At 65.8% G+C, this 18,838-nt stretch carries 20 protein-coding genes and 1 pseudogene; 17 read left to right on the top strand and 4 right to left on the bottom strand.

All coding sequences use genetic code 11. The annotated features are described in order from the left end of the window. The first annotated feature begins 92 nt into the window (after positions 1 to 92). From secY to ATO6_RS16650, 8 genes are all read left to right on the top strand, one after another. Entirely contained in the window at positions 93 to 1,454 is a 1,362-nt protein-coding gene (secY, locus tag ATO6_RS16685; RefSeq protein ID WP_088625152.1) for a preprotein translocase subunit SecY, read from the top strand. Beyond that, entirely contained in the window at positions 1,451 to 2,098 is a 648-nt protein-coding gene (locus ATO6_RS16680) for an adenylate kinase (RefSeq protein ID WP_088625151.1), read from the top strand. The genes secY and ATO6_RS16680 overlap by 4 nt, the downstream gene beginning before the upstream one ends. A gap of 189 nt (positions 2,099 to 2,287) precedes the next feature. Continuing rightward, the gene (gene rpsM, locus ATO6_RS16675) at positions 2,288 to 2,656 is read left to right on the top strand and encodes a 30S ribosomal protein S13 (RefSeq protein WP_088625150.1); all 369 of its coding nucleotides are present in this window, start codon (positions 2,288 to 2,290) and stop codon (positions 2,654 to 2,656) included. Between the two features lie 15 nt (positions 2,657 to 2,671). Beyond that, positions 2,672 to 3,067 carry a 30S ribosomal protein S11 gene (gene rpsK / locus ATO6_RS16670; RefSeq protein WP_088625149.1) on the top strand — a complete coding sequence of 132 codons (396 nt, stop codon included), beginning with the start codon at positions 2,672 to 2,674 and terminating at the stop codon, positions 3,065 to 3,067. A 115-nt stretch (positions 3,068 to 3,182) separates the two neighbouring features. Further along, on the top strand, positions 3,183 to 4,199 hold the full coding sequence (locus ATO6_RS16665) for a DNA-directed RNA polymerase subunit alpha (RefSeq protein WP_088625148.1): 1,017 nt from the start codon (positions 3,183 to 3,185) through the stop codon (positions 4,197 to 4,199). Between the two features lie 160 nt (positions 4,200 to 4,359). Further along, positions 4,360 to 4,779: a 50S ribosomal protein L17 gene (gene rplQ / locus ATO6_RS16660; protein ID WP_088625147.1), complete on the top strand. Its 420-nt coding sequence runs from the start codon at positions 4,360 to 4,362 to the stop codon at positions 4,777 to 4,779. Between the two features lie 157 nt (positions 4,780 to 4,936). Then, complete coding sequence (locus tag ATO6_RS16655) at positions 4,937 to 6,331, top strand: trypsin-like peptidase domain-containing protein (RefSeq protein WP_088625200.1); 1,395 nt, start codon at positions 4,937 to 4,939, stop codon at positions 6,329 to 6,331. Between the two features lie 2 nt (positions 6,332 to 6,333). Continuing rightward, positions 6,334 to 7,647 (top strand): replication-associated recombination protein A, encoded by a 1,314-nt coding sequence (locus ATO6_RS16650; protein WP_088625146.1) that lies wholly within the window; start codon positions 6,334 to 6,336, stop codon positions 7,645 to 7,647. A gap of 4 nt (positions 7,648 to 7,651) precedes the next feature. Here ATO6_RS16650 and queF read toward each other — a convergent pair. Continuing rightward, positions 7,652 to 8,112 (bottom strand): annotated as a pseudogene (gene queF, locus ATO6_RS16645) (preQ(1) synthase). Positions 8,113 to 8,223: 111 nt separating this feature from the next. Here queF and crcB point away from each other — a divergent pair. The 8 genes from crcB (at position 8,224) to ATO6_RS16605 (ending at position 15,830) form a co-directional block, all read left to right on the top strand. Continuing rightward, positions 8,224 to 8,604, top strand: a complete 381-nt coding sequence (gene crcB / locus ATO6_RS16640) for a fluoride efflux transporter CrcB (RefSeq protein ID WP_088625145.1) — start codon at positions 8,224 to 8,226, stop codon at positions 8,602 to 8,604. Further along, positions 8,601 to 9,641, top strand: a complete 1,041-nt coding sequence (locus tag ATO6_RS16635) for an RluA family pseudouridine synthase (RefSeq protein WP_088625144.1) — start codon at positions 8,601 to 8,603, stop codon at positions 9,639 to 9,641. The genes crcB and ATO6_RS16635 overlap by 4 nt, the downstream gene beginning before the upstream one ends. Beyond that, positions 9,638 to 10,324 (top strand): HAD-IA family hydrolase, encoded by a 687-nt coding sequence (locus ATO6_RS16630; protein WP_088625143.1) that lies wholly within the window; start codon positions 9,638 to 9,640, stop codon positions 10,322 to 10,324. Before ATO6_RS16635 ends, ATO6_RS16630 begins: the two co-directional genes overlap by 4 nt. Further along, the gene (locus tag ATO6_RS16625) at positions 10,321 to 11,037 is read left to right on the top strand and encodes an ATP12 family chaperone protein (RefSeq protein WP_088625142.1); all 717 of its coding nucleotides are present in this window, start codon (positions 10,321 to 10,323) and stop codon (positions 11,035 to 11,037) included. Before ATO6_RS16630 ends, ATO6_RS16625 begins: the two co-directional genes overlap by 4 nt. Positions 11,038 to 11,300: 263 nt before the next feature. Further along, the gene (locus tag ATO6_RS16620; RefSeq protein ID WP_088625141.1) at positions 11,301 to 12,320 is read left to right on the top strand and encodes an amino acid ABC transporter substrate-binding protein; all 1,020 of its coding nucleotides are present in this window, start codon (positions 11,301 to 11,303) and stop codon (positions 12,318 to 12,320) included. A 142-nt stretch (positions 12,321 to 12,462) separates the two neighbouring features. Continuing rightward, entirely contained in the window at positions 12,463 to 13,719 is a 1,257-nt protein-coding gene (locus tag ATO6_RS16615; RefSeq protein WP_088625140.1) for an amino acid ABC transporter permease, read from the top strand. Between the two features lies 1 nt (position 13,720). Beyond that, on the top strand, positions 13,721 to 15,025 hold the full coding sequence (locus ATO6_RS16610; protein WP_088625139.1) for an amino acid ABC transporter permease: 1,305 nt from the start codon (positions 13,721 to 13,723) through the stop codon (positions 15,023 to 15,025). Between the two features lie 13 nt (positions 15,026 to 15,038). After that, positions 15,039 to 15,830 (top strand): amino acid ABC transporter ATP-binding protein, encoded by a 792-nt coding sequence (locus ATO6_RS16605; RefSeq protein ID WP_088625138.1) that lies wholly within the window; start codon positions 15,039 to 15,041, stop codon positions 15,828 to 15,830. A 51-nt stretch (positions 15,831 to 15,881) separates the two neighbouring features. Here ATO6_RS16605 and ATO6_RS16600 read toward each other — a convergent pair whose 3' ends face one another. The 3 genes from ATO6_RS16600 to argB are packed head-to-tail and all read right to left on the bottom strand — an operon-like array spanning position 15,882 to position 17,946. Beyond that, positions 15,882 to 16,379, bottom strand: a complete 498-nt coding sequence (locus ATO6_RS16600; RefSeq protein ID WP_088625137.1) for a histidine phosphatase family protein — start codon at positions 16,377 to 16,379, stop codon at positions 15,882 to 15,884. A 17-nt stretch (positions 16,380 to 16,396) separates the two neighbouring features. Next, positions 16,397 to 17,065: a ferredoxin gene (locus ATO6_RS16595; RefSeq protein ID WP_088625136.1), complete on the bottom strand. Its 669-nt coding sequence runs from the start codon at positions 17,063 to 17,065 to the stop codon at positions 16,397 to 16,399. A 17-nt stretch (positions 17,066 to 17,082) separates the two neighbouring features. After that, positions 17,083 to 17,946 (bottom strand): acetylglutamate kinase, encoded by an 864-nt coding sequence (gene argB, locus ATO6_RS16590; RefSeq protein ID WP_088625135.1) that lies wholly within the window; start codon positions 17,944 to 17,946, stop codon positions 17,083 to 17,085. A 296-nt stretch (positions 17,947 to 18,242) separates the two neighbouring features. On the opposite strand from argB, the gene ATO6_RS16585 reads away from it, so the two are divergent. Continuing rightward, on the top strand, positions 18,243 to 18,818 hold the full coding sequence (locus ATO6_RS16585; RefSeq protein WP_088625134.1) for an outer membrane protein: 576 nt from the start codon (positions 18,243 to 18,245) through the stop codon (positions 18,816 to 18,818). The last annotated feature ends 20 nt before the right edge of the window (positions 18,819 to 18,838 follow it).

The raw sequence follows: 18,838 nt of genomic DNA, 5'->3' as shown, positions 1-18,838 counted from the left end.
GGGCGCTTACATAGCCTTCAGTTTTCCATAAACGCCGCCGGACCGGGAAACGGACCCGGCGGCGTTTCCGCTTCGAAAGAGACATCAGCGCAATGGTATCTGCAGCAGAACAGATGGCGGCCAACACCAGCTGGGCCGCGCTCGGCAAGGCCACCGAACTGCGCCAACGCATCTTCTTCACAATCCTGCTCCTCATCGTCTACCGCCTCGGGACCTTCATTCCGGTCCCCGGCATCGACGGCGCGGCGCTGCGCGAGTTCATGGAAGGCGCGGCGTCCGGGCTGGGCGGCATCCTCACCATGTTCACGGGCGGTGCGCTCGGGCGGATGGGGATCTTCGCGCTCGGGATCATGCCCTACATCTCGGCCTCGATCATCGTGCAGCTTCTCGCCTCCATGGTTCCGTCGATGGAGCAGCTCAAGAAAGAGGGCGAGCAGGGCCGCAAGAAGATGAACCAGTACACCCGCTACGGCACCGTGGCGCTGGCGACGATGCAGGCCTACGGCCTTGCCGTGTCGCTGGAGGCGGGCGATCTGGTCACCGATCCCGGCATGTTCTTCCGCATGTCCTGCCTGATCACGCTGGTCGGCGGCACCATGTTCCTGATGTGGCTGGGTGAACAGATCACCGCACGCGGCGTCGGCAACGGCATCTCGCTGATCATCTTCGTCGGCATCATCGCCGAAATCCCCGCAGCGCTCGCGCAGTTCTTCAGCCAGGGCCGGTCCGGCGCGATCAGCCCGGTGGTCATCGTCGGCGTCATGATCATGGTGGTCGCCGTGATCGCGCTGGTGGTGTTCATGGAACGCGCGCTGCGCAAGATCCACATCCAGTATCCCCGCCGCCAGGTCGGGATGAAGGTCTATGACGGCGGCTCCAGCCACCTGCCGGTCAAGGTCAACCCGGCGGGCGTGATCCCGGCGATCTTCGCCTCGTCGCTGCTGCTGCTGCCGGTCACGATCTCGACCTTCTCGGGTCAGCAGACCGGGCCGATCATGTCCACGATCCTCGCCTATTTCGGTCCGGGACAGCCGCTCTACCTGCTGTTCTTCACCGGCATGATCGTGTTCTTCGCCTACTTCTACACGCACAACGTGGCGTTCAAGACCGAAGACGTGGCGGACAACCTCAAGAACCAGAACGGCTTTGTCCCCGGTATCCGTCCGGGCAAGCGGACGGCGGAATACCTCGAATACGTGGTGAACCGCATCCTCGTCCTCGGCTCCTTCTACCTCGCCATGGTCTGCATGCTGCCCGAGGTCCTGCGCAGCCAGCTGGCGATCCCGTTCTACTTCGGCGGCACCTCGGTGCTGATCGTGGTCTCGGTGACCATGGACACGATCGAACAGGTCCATTCGCATCTTCAGGCCCACCAGTATGAAAGCCTGATCGAGAAATCGCGTCTGCGCGGCAAGGGCAAACGCCGCGCTCGGAAAGGAACGGCTCGCAGATGAACATCATCCTTCTCGGACCGCCGGGTGCCGGCAAAGGCACCCAGGCCCGTACGCTCGTGGACAAGCGGGACATGATCCAGCTGTCGACCGGCGACATGCTCCGCGAGGCGCGGACCTCGGGCACCGAGATGGGCCAGAAGGTCGCCGAGGTGATGGATTCCGGCGGGCTCGTGACCGACGAGATCGTCATCGGCCTGATCCGCGAAAAGCTCGAGGGCGACAAGCAGGGCGGCTTCATCTTCGACGGTTTCCCCCGGACGCTGCCGCAGGCCGACGCGCTGGCGGACCTGCTGGCCGAGAAGGGCGAAACGCTGGATGCCGTGATCGAGATGCAGGTGGATGACGCCGCACTCGTCAGCCGCATCGCGGGCCGCGCGACCTGCGGGTCCTGCGGCGAGGTCTATAACGACGTGACCAAGCCGATCCCTGCGGATGGCGTCTGCCCCGTCTGCGGCGGCAAGGAATTCAAGCGCCGGGCCGACGACAACGAGGAAAGCCTCAAGGTCCGGCTGATGGAATACTACAAGAAGACCTCTCCGCTGATCGGCTATTACTATGCCAAGGGTCAGCTCGCCTCGGTCAACGGCCTGGCCGAGATCGACGAGGTCGAAGGCGCGATTGCGCGGGTTCTGGACAAAACCTGAATCTGCCCTTGACCATCAGGGCAAATCTCCATAGTCAGCCCTATCCCGAACCCCGGCGGCGATTCCCATTGCCGCCGGGGTCCGTTTGGACCACCAAAATTCGACAGGATCCCCGGCACGCCGCCCGTGATCCGATGTTGTGAAAAAAGGTTCTGGAGCTACGGAACCGCAACCAAAGGAAAGTGACACGTGGCACGTATCGCCGGCGTTAACATCCCGACCGCCAAGAGGGTTCCGATTGCCCTCACCTACATCACCGGAATTGGCCACACCTCGGCCAAGGCAATCTGCGACGCCGTCGGCATCGAGCAGACCCGCCGGGTGAACGAACTCTCCGACGCGGAAGTCCTCTCCATCCGCGAGCACATCGACGCGAACTACACCGTCGAAGGCGACCTGCGCCGCGAGACCCAGATGAACATCAAGCGCCTGATGGACCTCGGCTGCTACCGCGGCCTGCGTCATCGCCGCAACCTCCCTGTCCGCGGTCAGCGGACTCACACCAACGCTCGCACGCGCAAAGGCCCCGCAAAGGCCATCGCCGGCAAGAAGAAGTAAGGGGAGAACGGACCAATGGCACGCGATACCCGCCGCGCGAGCGGCAAGAAGAAGGTCTCCAAGAACATCGCCGCTGGCGTTGCTCATGTGAACTCTTCGTTCAACAACACCAAGATCCTGATCTCCGACGTGCAGGGCAACGCGATCTCGTGGTCGTCCGCCGGCACCATGGGCTTCAAGGGCTCGCGCAAGTCGACCCCCTATGCCGCGCAGATGGCCGCCGAAGACGCGGGCCGCAAGGCACAGGAACACGGCGTCAAGACGCTGGAAGTCGAAGTTCAGGGCCCCGGTTCGGGCCGTGAATCGGCGCTCCGCGCGCTGGCCGCTGTCGGCTTCAACATCACGTCGATCCGCGACGTGACGCCGATCGCCCACAACGGCTGCCGCCCGCCGAAACGGCGCCGCGTCTGACCCCGGTCAACGGCTTTCGGGAGGCTGCGCCAAGGCGCGGCCTCCCATACGTCATTCAACCTCGGGCGTCTGATCCTTTGGACATGGGGACCGGACAGGAATTGAGGAGACACGCATGATCCACAAGAACTGGGCCGAACTGATCAAGCCGACGCAGCTTGAAGTGAAGCCGGGCAACGATCCGCACAAACAGGCCACCGTCATCGCAGAACCGCTCGAGCGCGGCTTTGGCCTGACGCTGGGCAACGCGCTGCGCCGCGTGCTGATGTCCTCGCTCCAGGGCGGGGCAATCACGAGCGTGCAGATCGACAACGTCCTGCACGAGTTCTCGTCCGTCGCGGGCGTCCGTGAAGACGTGACCGACATCGTCCTGAACCTCAAGGGTATCGCGATCCGCATGGACGTCGAGGGGCCGAAGCGCCTTTCGGTCAATGCAAAGGGTCCGGGCGTCGTGACCGGTGCCGACATCGCCGAAACCGCCGGTATCGAGATCCTGAACAAGGATCACGTGATCTGCCACCTCGACGAAGGCGCGGACCTGTTCATGGAACTGACCGTGAACACCGGCAAGGGCTATGTCGCCGCCGACAAGAACAAGCCCGAGGACGCACCGATCGGCCTGATCCCGATCGACGCGATCTATTCGCCGATCCGCAAGGTCTCCTACGACGTCCAGCCAACCCGCGAAGGTCAGGTTCTGGACTACGACAAGCTGACCATGAAGATCGAAACCGACGGCTCACTGACGCCGGATGACGCCGTGGCCTATGCCGCGCGCATCCTGCAGGACCAGCTGTCGATCTTCGTCAACTTCGAAGAGCCGGAATCGGCGTCCCGCCAGGACGACGACGACGGGCTGGAGTTCAACCCGCTCCTCCTCAAGAAGGTGGACGAGCTGGAACTGTCGGTCCGTTCGGCGAACTGCCTGAAGAACGACAACATCGTCTATATCGGCGACCTGATCCAGAAAACCGAAGCCGAGATGCTGCGCACCCCGAACTTCGGCCGCAAGTCGCTGAACGAGATCAAGGAAGTGCTGTCCGGCATGGGCCTGCACCTCGGCATGGATGTCGAGGACTGGCCGCCCGACAACATCGAGGATCTGGCGAAGAAGTTCGAAGACCAGTTCTGAGAAATGGAGGGTGCGTGAGATCACGCACCCTGCCGCAACGATGGGTCGCGCGGTGCGTGCTTGCCACGCACCGCGCGACCCCAAGGAGAGCCGGGAGACACGCATCCCCGGCCGGACAAAGCAAAAACGCCCGTAGAGGGCACATATTGGAGAAACGAAAATGCGTCACGCACGTGGCTATCGCCGCCTGAACCGCACCCATGAGCACCGCAAGGCCCTGTGGGCCAACATGGCCGGCTCGCTCATCGAACACGAACAGATCAAGACGACCCTGCCCAAGGCAAAAGAACTGCGTCCGATCGTCGAAAAGCTGATCACCCTCGGCAAGCGCGGCGATCTGCATGCCCGCCGTCAGGCCGCATCGCAGCTCAAGCAGGACGCCTACGTGGCGAAACTGTTCGACATCCTCGGCCCGCGCTACAAGGACCGTCAGGGTGGCTACATCCGCATCATGAAAGCCGGCTTCCGCTACGGCGACATGGCGCCGATGGCGATCATCGAATTCGTCGACCGTGACGTCGACGCGAAAGGCGCAGGCGACAAGGCCCGCGTCGCCGCCGAAGAGTCGCTGGAAGACTGATAGAAGAATCCCCAAGGGGACAGTGATGGCCTCCGCCCCGGAAAGGGCGGGGGCCTTTTCTTTGCGCTCACGCGATCGTGGCGGCTGTGCGCGGGTGCGCCGGACCATCCGCTTGCATTCCCGTCCGCCGCTCCGCATATCCGTTTGCACCATGCAGATGCTCAGACCTCTCGCCCCCGTCCTCGCCCTGATCCTCGCCGCGACCGGCCCCGGCGCGGCGCTGGCGCAGACCGCCGTCCCGGAAAGCAAGGCCCAGATCGCGCTGAGTTTTGCGCCCGTGGTCAAGCATGCGGCGCCCGCCGTGGTGAACATCTACGCCAGCCGCGTTGTGGAATCGCAGCGCTCGGCCTTTGCCGAGGATCCGTTCTTCCGCGATTTCTTCCGCAATTACGGCCCCGCGCGACCACAGGTGCAGAACTCGCTCGGGTCCGGCGTGATCCTGTCCGGCGACGGGATCGTGGTGTCGAACTACCACGTAGTCGGACAAGCCGACGACATCCGCGTCGTGCTGCAGGACCGGCGCGAATACCGGGCCGACATCCTGCTGGCGGATGCCGAGGCCGACCTTGCCATCCTCAAGCTGCGCGATGTCGGCGACCTGCCGCACCTCGACGTGCGCGACAGCGACGGGGTCGAGGTGGGCGAGCTGGTGCTGGCCATCGGCAACCCCTTCGGCGTGGGCCAGACCGTCAGCAGCGGCATCGTCTCGGGCCTTGCCCGGTCCGGCACCGCCACGGGCAACGCGCGCGGCTACTTCATCCAGACCGACGCGCCGATCAATCCCGGCAACTCGGGCGGGGCGCTGGTCGATCTGAACGGCGACCTGATCGGCATCAACACCTCGATCCTGACCAAGTCCGGCGGGTCGAACGGGATCGGCTTCGCCATCCCGTCCTCGCTCGTCCGCCAGTTCGTGAAACAGGCGCGCAACGGCGAGACCTCGTTCCGCCGCCCATGGGCCGGTCTGAACGGTCAGCCGGTGGATGCCGCCATGGCCGAGGGGCTTGGGCTGGACCGCCCCGGCGGCATCGTGATTTCCGACCTGCACCCCGAGAGCGCGTTTCACCGCGCCGGGGTCGAGGCGGGGGACGTGGTGCTCGAGGTCGGCGGCCAGCCTGTGAACACGGCGGCCGAGATGGTCTATCGCATGTCGGTGGCGGGCGAGGGCTCGGACGTCGGCGTCAGGGTCGTCCAGCGCGGCGAGGTCCGCGACCTGACCGTCCGCCTGAGCGAGCCGCCCGACACGCCCGCGCGCAACGCGCTGACCACCGGCGACCGGTCGCCCATTCCGGGTCTCGGGCTGTCGGGCATCAACCCGGCGGTTCTGGCGGAATACGGCCTGCCGCTGACGGCTGCGGGGGCGGTCGTGACCGATCCCGGCCCCATCGGCCTGCGTGCCGGGTTGCGGCGGGGCGACGTGATCACGGGCGTGAACGGCACCGAGATCACGGCCAGCAGTGACGCCGACGAGGCGCTGGCGGCCACGGGCCGCTGGCTGACCATCGACCTGCAGCGCGGGCTGGAGCGGATGTCGCTCCGCTTCCGGCTCTAGCGATGACCGATCTCTTCGACAGCGATCCCCAGTCGGAGGAACCCGGCCCCGGCGCACCCCGTCCGCTGGCCGACCGGCTGCGGCCGCAGGCACTGGCCGAGGTCATCGGGCAGGAACAGGTTCTGGGCCCCGACGCGCCGCTCGGGGTGATGCTGGCCTCCGGCTCGCTGTCGTCGCTGGTGTTCTGGGGCCCGCCGGGGGTCGGCAAGACCACTATCGCCCGCCTGCTGGCACGCGAGACGGACCTGCATTTCGTCCAGATCAGCGCGATCTTCACCGGCGTGCCGGAGCTGCGGAAGGTCTTCGAGGCGGCCAGGATCCGGCGGCAGAACGGGCAGGGGACGCTGTTGTTCGTGGACGAGATCCACCGCTTCAACAAGGCGCAGCAGGACGGCTTCCTGCCGCATATGGAGGACGGGACGATCCTGCTGGTCGGCGCCACGACCGAGAACCCGTCGTTCGAACTGAACGCGGCACTTCTGTCGCGTGCGCAGGTGCTGGTGCTGGAACGTCTCACGCCCGCCGAGCTGGAGCGGCTGACCCAGCGGGCGGAAAAGGAACTGGACCGCGCGCTGCCACTCGACGGCCATGCCCGCGAGGCGCTGCAGGAGATGGCGGATGGCGATGGCCGGGCGCTTCTGAACCTCGTCGAGCAGGTCGCGGCATGGCGGGTCGAGGGCAAGCTCGACACCGAGGCGCTGACCAAGCGGCTGATGCGGCGGGCGACGAAATACGACAAGTCGGGCGACGAACATTACAACCTGATCTCGGCGCTGCACAAATCCGTCCGCGGCTCGGACCCCGACGCGGCGGTCTACTGGCTGGCGCGGATGCTGGCGGGCGGCGAGGACCCGCGTTTCCTTGCCCGCCGGATCACCCGCATGGCGATCGAGGACATCGGTCTGGCCGATCCGCAGGCGCAGGGCATCTGCCTGGAGGCCTGGCAGGTCTACGAGCGCCTCGGCTCGCCCGAGGGCGAACTGGCGCTGGCGCAGGCGGTGCTCTACCTCGCGCTCGCCCCGAAATCCAACGCGGGCTACGTGGCCTACAAGGGCGCGATGGCGGCCGCCCGCAAGACCGGCAGCACGCCGCCGCCCAAGCATATCCTGAACGCGCCGACGCGGCTGATGAAGGATCAGGGCTATGGCGCGGGCTATGCCTATGACCACGACGCCGAGGACGGGTTTTCCGGTCAGAACTACTTTCCCGACGACATGCGGCGCGAAGCGTTCTACCAGCCCGTCGAGCGCGGGTTCGAGCGGGAGTTAAAAAAGCGGCTCGACTGGTTTGAAAAGCTCAGGGCCAAGCGGGGCTGAGGCTTCAGCCGCGTCCGCGATAGGGCGGGACGCCCTGATCCGGGATCCACACGCCGCCGGGCACCGGGCCGGTCTGCCAGAACACATCGATCGGTATCCCGCCGCGCGGATACCAGTAGCCGCCGATGCGCAGCCAGCGCGGGGACAGCAGGTCGACCAGCCGCCGGGCGATCATGATCGTGCAGTCCTCGTGGAACGCGCCGTGGTTGCGGAACGCGCCGAGGAAGGCTTGAGCGACTTGCTTTCGACCAGCCACGCGTCCGGGACGTAGTCGATGACGATATGCGCGAAATCCGGCTGCCCGGTCATGGGGCAGAGCGACGTGAACTCGGGCGCGGTGAAGCGGACGCAGTAATCGACGTCAGCCTGCGAATTCTCGACCCGCTCCAGCACCGCCTCGTCGGGCGAGGCGGGCAGGCCGGTGGCCTGTCCCAGCTGGGTGAGGCTGTCATACTTGCTTTCCATCTGGCCGCTCCCGCGATGTTGCGATGTTTCGGCTTACTCCAGCGGGGGCCAGCCCACAACGCCGAGGCCGCGAACCTTGACAAAACCCGGTCTCCGGGCGAGAGACCGGCCATGTTCACCACCGTCATCCAGGTCGCACTCGGCGGCGCGCTCGGCGCCGCGCTCCGGTATCTGTCCGGGGTCGGGATCGCGCGGATGTTCGGCACCGGGGGTTTCCCGCTGGGGGTGATCTTCGTCAATATTCTGGGCTCCGGGATCATGGGCGCACTGGTCGTCGTCTTTGCCCACAAGGGGCTGACGTATCTCAACCCGCTGGTGATGACCGGTGTGCTGGGCGGGTTCACGACGTTTTCGGCCTTTTCGCTGGAAGCCTTCACGCTCTGGGAACGTGGCGCGACGGGGCAGGCGGCGGTCTATGTCGGGGCCTCGGTCATCCTGTCGCTCGCCGCGCTCGTCGCGGGGGCACATATCGCAAGGACTGCATTGGCATGAGCCAGGTTCAGACTGTCACCGTGGGCCCCGGCGATGCGGGCCAGAGGCTCGACCGCTGGCTGCGCCGGATGTTTCCGCATGTTCCGCAGGGCCGGATCGAGAAGATGTGCCGCAAGGGCGAGCTGCGCGTCGATGGCGCGCGGGTCAAGGCCAACGCCCGGCTGGAGCCGGGGCAGGACGTCCGCATTCCCCCGCTGCCCGAGGTCGCGGCCCCCACGGTGCGCAAGCCCCGCGTGTCCGAGGCCGATGCGCGCTTCATCCGGTCCTGCATCCTCTGGCAGGACGATCACATCATCGCGCTGAACAAGCCGCCGGGTCTGCCCGTGCAGGGCGGCAGCAAGCTGACCCGCCACGTCGATCAGCTGGTCGAGGCGCTACGGCCCGAAGGTGGCGAGAAACCCCGGCTGGTGCATCGGCTGGACAAGGACACCTCGGGCCTGCTGCTGCTCGCGCGGACACGTGAGGCGGCGGCGGGGCTGACCGAGGCGTTCCGCGACCGCACGACCCGCAAGATATACTGGGCCGCCGTCGCCGGCGTCCCGTCGCCCCGGATGGGCACGATCCGCTTCGGTCTGGTCAAGGCGCCGGGGCATGGCGCGGGCGGCGAGGGCGAAAAGATGCTCTGCATCCACCCGAACGACGTCGCCAAGACCGAGGGCGCCAAGCACGCGGTCAGCGACTACGCGGTGCTGACAGCGCTCGGCAGAAGGGCCTCGTGGTGTGCGCTCGTGCCGGTGACGGGCCGGACGCATCAGCTGAGGGCGCATATGGCCGAGATCGGGCATCCGGTGATCGGCGACGGCAAATACGGCGGCTCCGGGCAGGAGAACCTCGGCGACGGCTGGGGCGCGCAACTGGGCGGCGAGCTGAGCCGCAAGCTGCACCTGCATGCCCGGTCGCTCAAACTGACGCATCCGGTGACCGGCAAGCCGCTGGAGCTGACCGCGCCGCTGCCCGAGCACATGCTGAGGACGTGGGAAGCCGTCGGCTGGCATCAGGACGAGGTGCTGGCGGACCCGTTCGAGGACGAGGAATGACCGGCGCACGGCTGGTGATATTCGACGTGGACGGCACGCTGTCCGATAGCCAGGGGCATATCCTGGCGTCGATGCGGGACGCTTTCGACGCGGTCGGCGCGCCGCTGCCCCCGCGCGAGGTGGTGCTGTCGATCGTCGGTCTGTCGCTGGAGGTCGCGATACCGCGCCTTGCGCCACAGCTGGACGCGGCGGCGCATCAGGCGATGGTGGACGGCTACCGCGCCGGATTCCGGCGGCGGCGTGAGGCGGGGGGCGTGTCGGCCACGCCGCTCTACGACGGGATGGCCCAACTGGTGACCGAACTGGCGGCCGAGCCCGAGACGCTGCTGGCCGTCGCCACCGGCAAGTCGATGCGCGGATTGCGGGCGCTGCTGGAAGGCAACGGGCTGGAGAAGCATTTCGTGTCGCTGCAGACTGCGGACAATCACCCCTCGAAACCGCATCCGGCGATGCTGTTGTCGGCGATGGCCGATGCGGGCGTCGGGCCGGAGCGGTCGGTGATGATCGGCGACACCTCGTTCGACATGGACATGGCGCGCGCGGCGGGAATGCGGGGCATCGCGGTCGGCTGGGGCTATCATCCTGAAACGGAGCTGGCGTCCGCGACGACGCTGGCGCGAAGCGCTGCCGAACTGCGCAACGCGATCGACACCCTGCTGCCAAGGGCGGAGGCGACGGCGTGACCGAGTGGAAGGCGAAACGGTTCTGGAAATCGGCGGGCGTCGTGCCGGCTGGCGACGGGTTCACCGTGGAACTGGACGGGCGACCGGTCCGCACGCCGGGCAAGTCGCCGCTGATCCTGCCGAGCCGCGCGATGGCCGAGCTGATCGCGGCGGAATGGGACGCGCAGGACACCACCATCGACCCGAACTCCATGCCCGCCACCCGCGCGGCAAACTCCGCGATTGAAAAGGTCGCGACCCAGTTCGACGCGGTGGCGGAGATGCTGGCGGCCTACGGCGATGCGGACCTGCTGTGCTACCGCGCCGAGGCCCCGCATGAGCTTGTGCAGCGGCAGGCCGAGGCGTGGGATCCGCTGCTCGACTGGGCGGCCGAGGTCTATGGCGCCCGGCTGGAGGCGCGGACAGGCCTGATGCACGAACCGCAGGACCCCGAGGCGCTGGCGCGGCTGGATGCCGAGGTCAGGCGGCTGAGCAGCTTTGAACTCACCGCCTTTCACGACCTCGTCAGCCTCTCCGGTTCCTTGGTCATCGGCCTTGCCGCCGCCCGCGATCACCGCCCGGCCGACGACCTCTGGACCCTCTCGCGACTGGACGAGCTATGGCAGGAAGAGCTTTGGGGCGCTGACGAAGAGGCGGCGGAGGTCGCCGAGATCAAACGGCAGGCGTTTCTGAATGCGAAACAGTTTTTCGATCTGAGCCGGATTGACCCCTGATCGAAGCCCCCGAAGGGCAAAAGCATGGTTAGTGTTCACATCGCGTTTGAACAGTATGACCAAACCTTGACCTGACCATACGGAAAGGCCCGGTCGGGGTCATTGATTTTGGTGATGATACCCTTGACCAACCGGAATGAATCCGACCACACTCCTGCAATGCAGACGGGGGGGAGCGCCCTTGTCGCAGTATCGCAGCCGGTCCGGACGGATCGGACCTAAACCGCCAGAACTGAAGGGCGGGAACTCAGGAAGAGGTAAAAATGAAAAAAACCGCTATTTTCGGAGCGCTGACAGTGGCCGGCCTGATGGCTGGCGCAGCTGGCGCCGCCACGCTTGACGATGTCAAAGCGCGCGGCAAGCTGAACTGCGGCGTGTCCACCGGTCTCGCGGGTTTCTCGAACCCGGACGCAAACGGCAACTGGGAAGGCTTCGACGTCGCGGTCTGCCGCGCTGTCGCGGGTGCCGTTCTGGGTGACGCAAACGCGGTCGAATTCGTGCCGACCACCGGCAAGACGCGCTTCACCGCGCTGGCGTCCGGCGAAATCGACATGCTGGCCCGGAACACCACCTGGACCCTGTCGCGCGACGCGGACCTCAAGTTCACCTTCGTGGGCGTCAACTACTACGACGGCCAGGGCTTCATGGCTCCGAAGGAACTGGGCGTGAGCTCGGCCAAGGAACTGGACGGTGCGACCGTCTGCATCCAGACCGGCACCACGACCGAGCTCAACCTTGCCGACTACTTCCGCAAGAACAACATGAGCTACGAGCCGGTTCCGATCGAAACCAACGCCGAAGCGCAGCAGCAGTACCTTGCCGGTGCCTGCGACGTCTACACGACGGACGCCTCGGGCCTCGCATCGACCCGTGCGACCTTCGAGGATCCGTCGGCACACGTCATCCTGCCCGAGATCATCTCGAAAGAGCCGCTCGGCCCGCTCGTCCGCCATGGCGACGACGAATGGGGTGACATCGTCCGCTGGTCGCTGAACGCGCTGATCGCGGCGGAGGAGTTCGGCATCACCTCGGCCAACGTGGCCGACATGGCAGCGGCAGCGGGCGACAGCCCCGAGATCAACCGCATGCTCGGCACCGAAGGCAACCTGGGCGAAATGCTCGGCCTCGACGCCAACTGGGCGGTCAACGCGATTTCGGCCGGTGGCAACTACGGCGAGGTGTTCGAGAAGAACATCGGCGAGTCCACCCCGATCGGGCTGGCGCGCGGCCTGAACGCGCAGTGGACCGAAGGCGGCCTGCTCTACTCGCCGCCGTTCCGCTAAGACAACGGATGGGGGCGCGGGATGAAACCCGCGCCCCCACTCCTTTCACCGTCACCGCGGGTTCAACGGCGGGACGGGCAATTTCCGGCCGGGGCGCACAAGACCCCAGATCACAGGGCCGGGGCAACGGGGAACATTCAGGATGACCACATTAACCGACCCGCCGGCGGAGTCGTTCAAGCTGTCGATGCTGATCTACGATACGCGGTATCGGTCGATCACATTCCAGACGATTGCCTTGATCGCCTTCCTGCTTCTGATCGGATGGCTGATCAACAACACGGCGCAGAACCTTGTCGATCTGGGCAAGGAGCCGTCGTTCGGCTTCATGAACGAACCGGCCGGCTATGACATCAACCAGCGGCTGATCGAATACAACTCTCAGTCCTCGCACCTGCGGGCGGCCTTTGTCGGGTTGCTGAACACGCTGCTGGTGGCCGTGCTCGGCTGTATCACGGCGACGGTCGTGGGTGTCATCGTCGGCGTGCTGCGCCTGTCGGGCAACTGGCTGGTCGCGCGTCTGATGACGGTCTACGTGGAAATGTTCCGCAACGTGCCGGTGCTGATGTGGATCGTCCTTGCCATGGCCATCCTGATCGAGGGCCTGCCATCGCCACGGGATTTCCGGGGCGAGGATGCCGTGGCTTCGATGTCCGTCTTTGACAGCGTCGCGGTCACCAACCGCGGTGTCTACGTGCCCGAGCCGCTGTTCGCACGCGGGCTCGGCGACGTGTCGGTCGGCGGCCTGTTCGAAATCAGCCTCGACCTGATCGCGATCCTCGTGGTGCTGGGCGGCGGCCTGTTCGTGTCGAACCTCATCAAGAAGCGGGCGGACGTCACACAGAACGCCACCGGCGTCCGGCCCCGGACGTGGCACCTGCGGACCGGTGTCATCGTGGTCCCGCTGCTGATCCTTCTGGTGATCCTCGGCTTCCATCTCGGCTACCCGGAGCTGTCTGGCTTCAACTTCTCGGGGGGCATCCACCTGAGGAACTCGCTCATCGCGCTCTGGCTGGCGCTGTCGCTCTATACCGCCGCCTTCATCGCCGAGATCGTGCGGGCGGGGATCATGGCGATCTCCAAGGGCCAGACCGAGGCGGCGGCCGCGCTCGGCATCCGGCCGCGCCGGATCATGAGCTTGGTGATCCTGCCGCAGGCGCTGCGGGTCATCATTCCGCCGCTGATCTCGCAATACCTGAACCTGACCAAGAACTCCTCGCTGGCCATCGCGGTCGGCTACATGGACATCACCGGCACCCTGATGGGGATCACCCTGAACCAGACGGGTCGCGAGCTCGAGACGGTTCTGCTGGGCATGCTCATCTACCTGTCGATCTCGCTGATCATCTCTTCGGCGATGAACTGGTACAACTCTCGCGTCAAACTGGTGGAGCGGTAAGATGTCCAACACACATGCTGATACCGTCCTGTTTGTCCGGGACACCATGCTGCCCCAGCAGGAGCCGCCGGCCTCGACCGTCGGGGCGCTCGGCTGGGCCAAGGCGAACCTGTTCTCGGGCTGGTTCAACACCACGCTGACGATCCTGTCGGCGCTGTTCATCCTGTATCTCCTTTCCGGGCTGGTCCCGTGGTTTGCCTCTCCGACGTGGTACGCGGCCTCCCTGACCGAGTGCCGCGAGATACTGGCGGGCCACGAAGGCGCCTGCTGGGGGGTGATCCGCGAACGCTGGCTGCAGCTGATGTTCGGCTTCTACCCGTCCGAGCTGTACTGGCGGCCGGTTCTGGCGCTGGTGCTGCTCTTCGTGGCCGTCGCGCCGGTGCTGTTCGCCGACTACGTCCCGTCCAAACTGCTGGGCTTTACGGCGCTCTATCCGTTCATCGCGGTCTGGCTGCTGTGGGGCGGCACGATCTGGGCGCCGGTCATGGCCCTGCTGGGCTTTGTCGTGGCGTTCTTCGTGTTCCGCTACGCATCCAAGCAGATCTCGCCGGCGCTGGCGCTGATCGCGGGTGTCATCGCGGCATTGCTGTGGTGGATGGTGATCACCCCGGCGATCACGCCCGACCTGTCCCGCCTCCTGCCGATCGGCATCGAAGCGGTGCAGTCCCGCCAGTTCGGTGGCTTCATGCTGTCGATCACCATCGGCGTCACGGCGATCATGTGCTCTCTGCCGATCGGCATCCTGCTGGCGCTCGGGCGTCAGTCGGACCTCGTGCTGGTCAAGGCGATCTGCGTCGGCTTCATCGAGTTCATCCGCGGCGTGCCGCTGATCACGCTGCTGTTCGTGGCCTCGACCCTGCTGAACATCTTCATGCCGCCGGGCACCAACTTCGACATCATCCTGCGGGTGATGATCATGGTGACGCTGTTCGCCTCGGCCTACATGGCCGAAGTGATCCGCGGCGGTTTGGCGGCGCTGCCCAAGGGCCAGTATGAAGGGGCGGACAGCCTCGGGCTGGACTACTGGCAGTCGCAGCGGCTGATCATCATGCCGCAGGCGCTCAAGATCTCGATCCCGGGCATCGTGTCGACCTTCATCGGGGTGTTCAAGGACACCACGCTGGTGTCGATCATCTCGATGTTCGACCCGCTGGGCCTGTCGAACGCCATCCGCGCCGACACCGCCTGGAACGGCGTCTACTGGGAGCTGTTCATCTTCATCGGCGCCGTCTTCTTCATCTTCTGTTTCTCCATGTCCCGCTACTCGATGTATCTGGAGCGCAAGCTTCAGACCGGGCACCGCTAAGAGGTAATCCATCATGTCCGATCTGGCTGTAGACCGCGAAGTCGACCGCTCGCAGATGAAGGTGTCCGACGAGGTCGCCATCGACATCGTCAACATGAACAAGTGGTACGGCTCGTTCCACGTGCTGCGTGACATCAACCTGACCGTGAACCGGGGCGAACGGATCGTCATTGCCGGGCCTTCAGGCTCGGGCAAGTCGACGATGATCCGCTGCATCAACCGGCTGGAGGAACACCAGTCCGGAAAGATCGTCGTGGACGGAACCGAACTGACCAGCGACCTCAAGAACATCGACAAGGTGCGGTCCGAGGTCGGGATGTGCTTTCAGCACTTCAACCTGTTCCCGCACCTGACGATCCTCGAGAACTGCACCCTCGCGCCGATCTGGGTCCGCAAGGTCCCGCGCAAGGAAGCCGTGGATACGGCGATGTACTTCCTCGAAAAGGTGAAGATCCCCGAGCAGGCCAACAAGTATCCCGGCCAGCTTTCGGGCGGTCAGCAGCAGCGTGTGGCGATCGCCCGCTCGCTCTGCATGCGGCCGCGGATCATGCTGTTCGACGAACCGACCTCGGCGCTCGACCCCGAGATGATCAAGGAGGTTCTCGACACCATGATCGAGCTGGCGCAGGAGGGCATGACCATGCTCTGCGTCACGCACGAGATGGGCTTTGCCCGTCAGGTCGCGAACCGCGTGATCTTCATGGACCAGGGCCAGATCGTCGAACAGAACGAGCCGGAGGAGTTCTTTAACAACCCGCGCTCGGAACGGACCAAGCTGTTCCTGTCGCAGATCCTCGGCCACTGAGATACCCGCGCTTGCGGACGAAAGGGCGGCTTCGGGCCGCCCTTTCTGCGTTCAGTCCCCGATCAGTTCGCGCGGGGTGATGAAGTTGACGAAGCGCCCCGTGCCGAAGCTTACGTCGGGCCAGTCGTCGGCATCGAAATCCGCGACCAGCGTCGCGCAGGTCGGATAGTCGAAGAACCGCCCGTGCGGCGGGGCCGCGTCCAGCAGGTCGGCCGCAAAGCCGCCGATGCCGGGGTTGTGACCGATCACCGCCACCGTCGCGCCTTGTGCGCCCTGCACAAGCGACATGATCCGGTCCGGCGAGGCCTCGTACAGCGCGTCCTCGTGGCGGACGGGCACGTCCAGTCCGAGGCTCTGCGCGGTTTCCCGCGTCCGCTGCGCCGAGGAGCACAGGATCAGATCGGGCAGATAGCCCATCCGCGCCAGCCATGCGCCGATCGCCTCGGCCGAGCGCTGGCCGCGCTTGTTCAGGGTGCGGTCGAAATCGCGCAGGGCGGGCGTGCCGGGCACCGCCTTGGCGTGGCGGATCACGATAAGTCGCTTTGTCATGCTGGTCCGGTCGGAAATTAAAGAAATCGGGACATATGATATGCAGAATGCGACGGAACTCTGCCATGCCTCTGGCTGACAGGGCAAGCGGAACGCACTGCGCAGCCGCCGGACATGCAGGGGGCGCCCGCGGGCGATGCAAGGTGGTCGCGGCAGGCGGGGACGTCATAGCCCGTGCCGGTCAGTGCACCGGCGGGGCAGGCGGTCAGGCAGGGGCGGTCGGCGCAGGTTGAACAGGGCGACGGCGGCGGCGGGGGCAGGGCGATCCGCTGGCGCAGGGCCAGCGCGCCGCGGAACGACACCCACAGGCCGGCATCCGGATGCACCAGCAGGGTGACGGGCGAGGCGTGCACCCAGCCACTGCCGCAGGCCCAACTGAAGAACGGCAGGAACGGCGGGCCGTCAAAGGGGTAGAGCGGGGTCGCCCCGATCGCGCCGGCCCAGTCCCCGATCACCCTGCGGGACCAGCGGTCCATCGGATCGGGCGCGCCGTCCAGCCATTCCGGCCCTGCGGTGACATGCGGCCAGAAACCGGGCGAGGCTGGTCCAAGCAGCAGCAGTGTCCCGGTGCCGTCGGGCAGGTCCGGCCCGGCGGGTGGATGGAAGGCGGCAAAGATCGTGAGGTGCCTCTCTGCCGCAGCGCGCGCCAGAGAGGCAAAGTGAGGTGCCGGGGGCTCAGGCGTCATCGCAGCCCGCGGTCCCGTCAGCCCTTGCGGATGATCGAACCGGCGCCGTGTTCCGTGAACAGCTCCAGCAGGGTCGCGTTCGGCGCGCGCCCGTCGAGGATCACGGCGGCACGCACGCCGCCCTCGATCGCCATCAGCGCGGTCTCGGTCTTGGGGATCATGCCGCCCGCGATGGTGCCGTCCGCCGTCCATTCGCGGATCTGGCTGGCCGTCAGTTCCGTCATCACCTCGCCATTGGCGTTCTTCACGCCCGCCACGTCGGTCAGCAGCAGCAGCCGGTCGGCCTTGAGCGCCGCCGCGATGGCGCCCGCCGCCGTGTCGCCGTTGACGTTGAACGTCTCGCCGTTGCGGCCCATGCCGAGCGGCGCGATGACCGGAATGATGTCGGCGGCGAACATGGCGCGCAGGATCGTCGTGTCGCAATCCACCGGCGTGCCGACGAGGCCCAGCGACGGGTCGGTCGGCTCGCAGATCATCAGGTTCGCATCCTTGCCCGACAGGCCGACGCCCTTGCCGCCCTGGCTGGAAATCGCCTGTACGATGCGCTTGTTGATCCGGCCCGAGAGCACCATCTCGACCACCTCGACCGTGGCCTCGTCGGTGACGCGCTTGCCCTTCACGAACTCGGACTTGATGTCCAGCCGGTCCAGCATCTCGTTGATCATCGGCCCGCCGCCGTGGACGATCACCGGGTTCCCCCCGACCTGCCGCATCAGCACGATGTCGCGGGCAAATGTCTCCATCGCCTCGTCGTCGCCCATGGCATGGCCGCCGAACTTCACGACGACAACCGCGCCCTCGTAGCGTTGCAGATAGGGCAGGGCCTGGCTCAGGGTTCTGGCGGTGGCGATCCAGTCGCGATTCATATTCTGTGTTCTCATCGGGAATTTCCTGTGGCTGACATGTTTGTTACGCGCGATGGCGGCACGTGTGAAGCCCTTCCTGACCAAGCGAATTGAAACACTTCGGACATCTTCGTGAGCGGTCTGTTGCCCAATCGGCACGGTTTGGCCGGTTTCCTTCCTTTCTGCGCGCGCGCTGGAAACCCTTCGCCCGTTGTAGTTGTTGAGACTTCGATGCCGCGGTGAGGAATGCCGGGCAGGGAGGGTTGAGGCGACGAAGTCGGGACCCTTGGAAAACAACAGGACGCCAAGTCCAAAAGTATCAGGAGAACTTAATGTTCCGTACACTTGCTATCTCCGCCGCCGCGGCGGGCTTTGTTGCTGCGCCCGTTTTCGCCGGGAGCATGGCCCCGCCCGCAGCCGATCCGGTCCCCTACACCCCGGCGCCCGTCGTCATGGACACCGGCTGGACCGGCCCCTACGGCGGTATCCAGCTGGGCTACGGCTCGATGGATCTCGGCGGCGCGGGCGACGAAGGCTGGATCTACGGCGCCCAGCTTGGCTACGACTACCAGATGGGCAACAACTTCGTGGTCGGTGCCGAACTTGACTGGGTCGGCTCCGACATGAGCTTCGGCGGCACCGATCTGGACAGCCTGCAGCACGCCAAGCTGCGTGCCGGTTACGGCATGGGCGACGCGCTGGTCTATGCAACGGGCGGTCTGGCCCGCGCGGACACCACCATCGGCGACGACCTCGGCTGGGCCATCGGCGCCGGTCTTGAATACAAGGTCACCCCGAGCATCGGTGTGGGCGCCGAGTACCTCTACAACAAGTTCGACAACTTCAATGGCACCGGCAACGATCTGGACGGCTCGACCGTCGCGATGCGCGTGAACTTCCGGTTCTGATGAACAGGTGCGGTCCGGGT

Origin of the sequence: Oceanicola sp. 22II-s10i (genome assembly GCF_002210105.1) — a bacterium.
Taxonomy (GTDB): Bacteria; Pseudomonadota; Alphaproteobacteria; order Rhodobacterales; family Rhodobacteraceae; genus Pseudooceanicola.
Note: the sequence above shows the minus strand (reverse complement) of the source record. Positions and strands in the feature narration are given on the sequence as shown.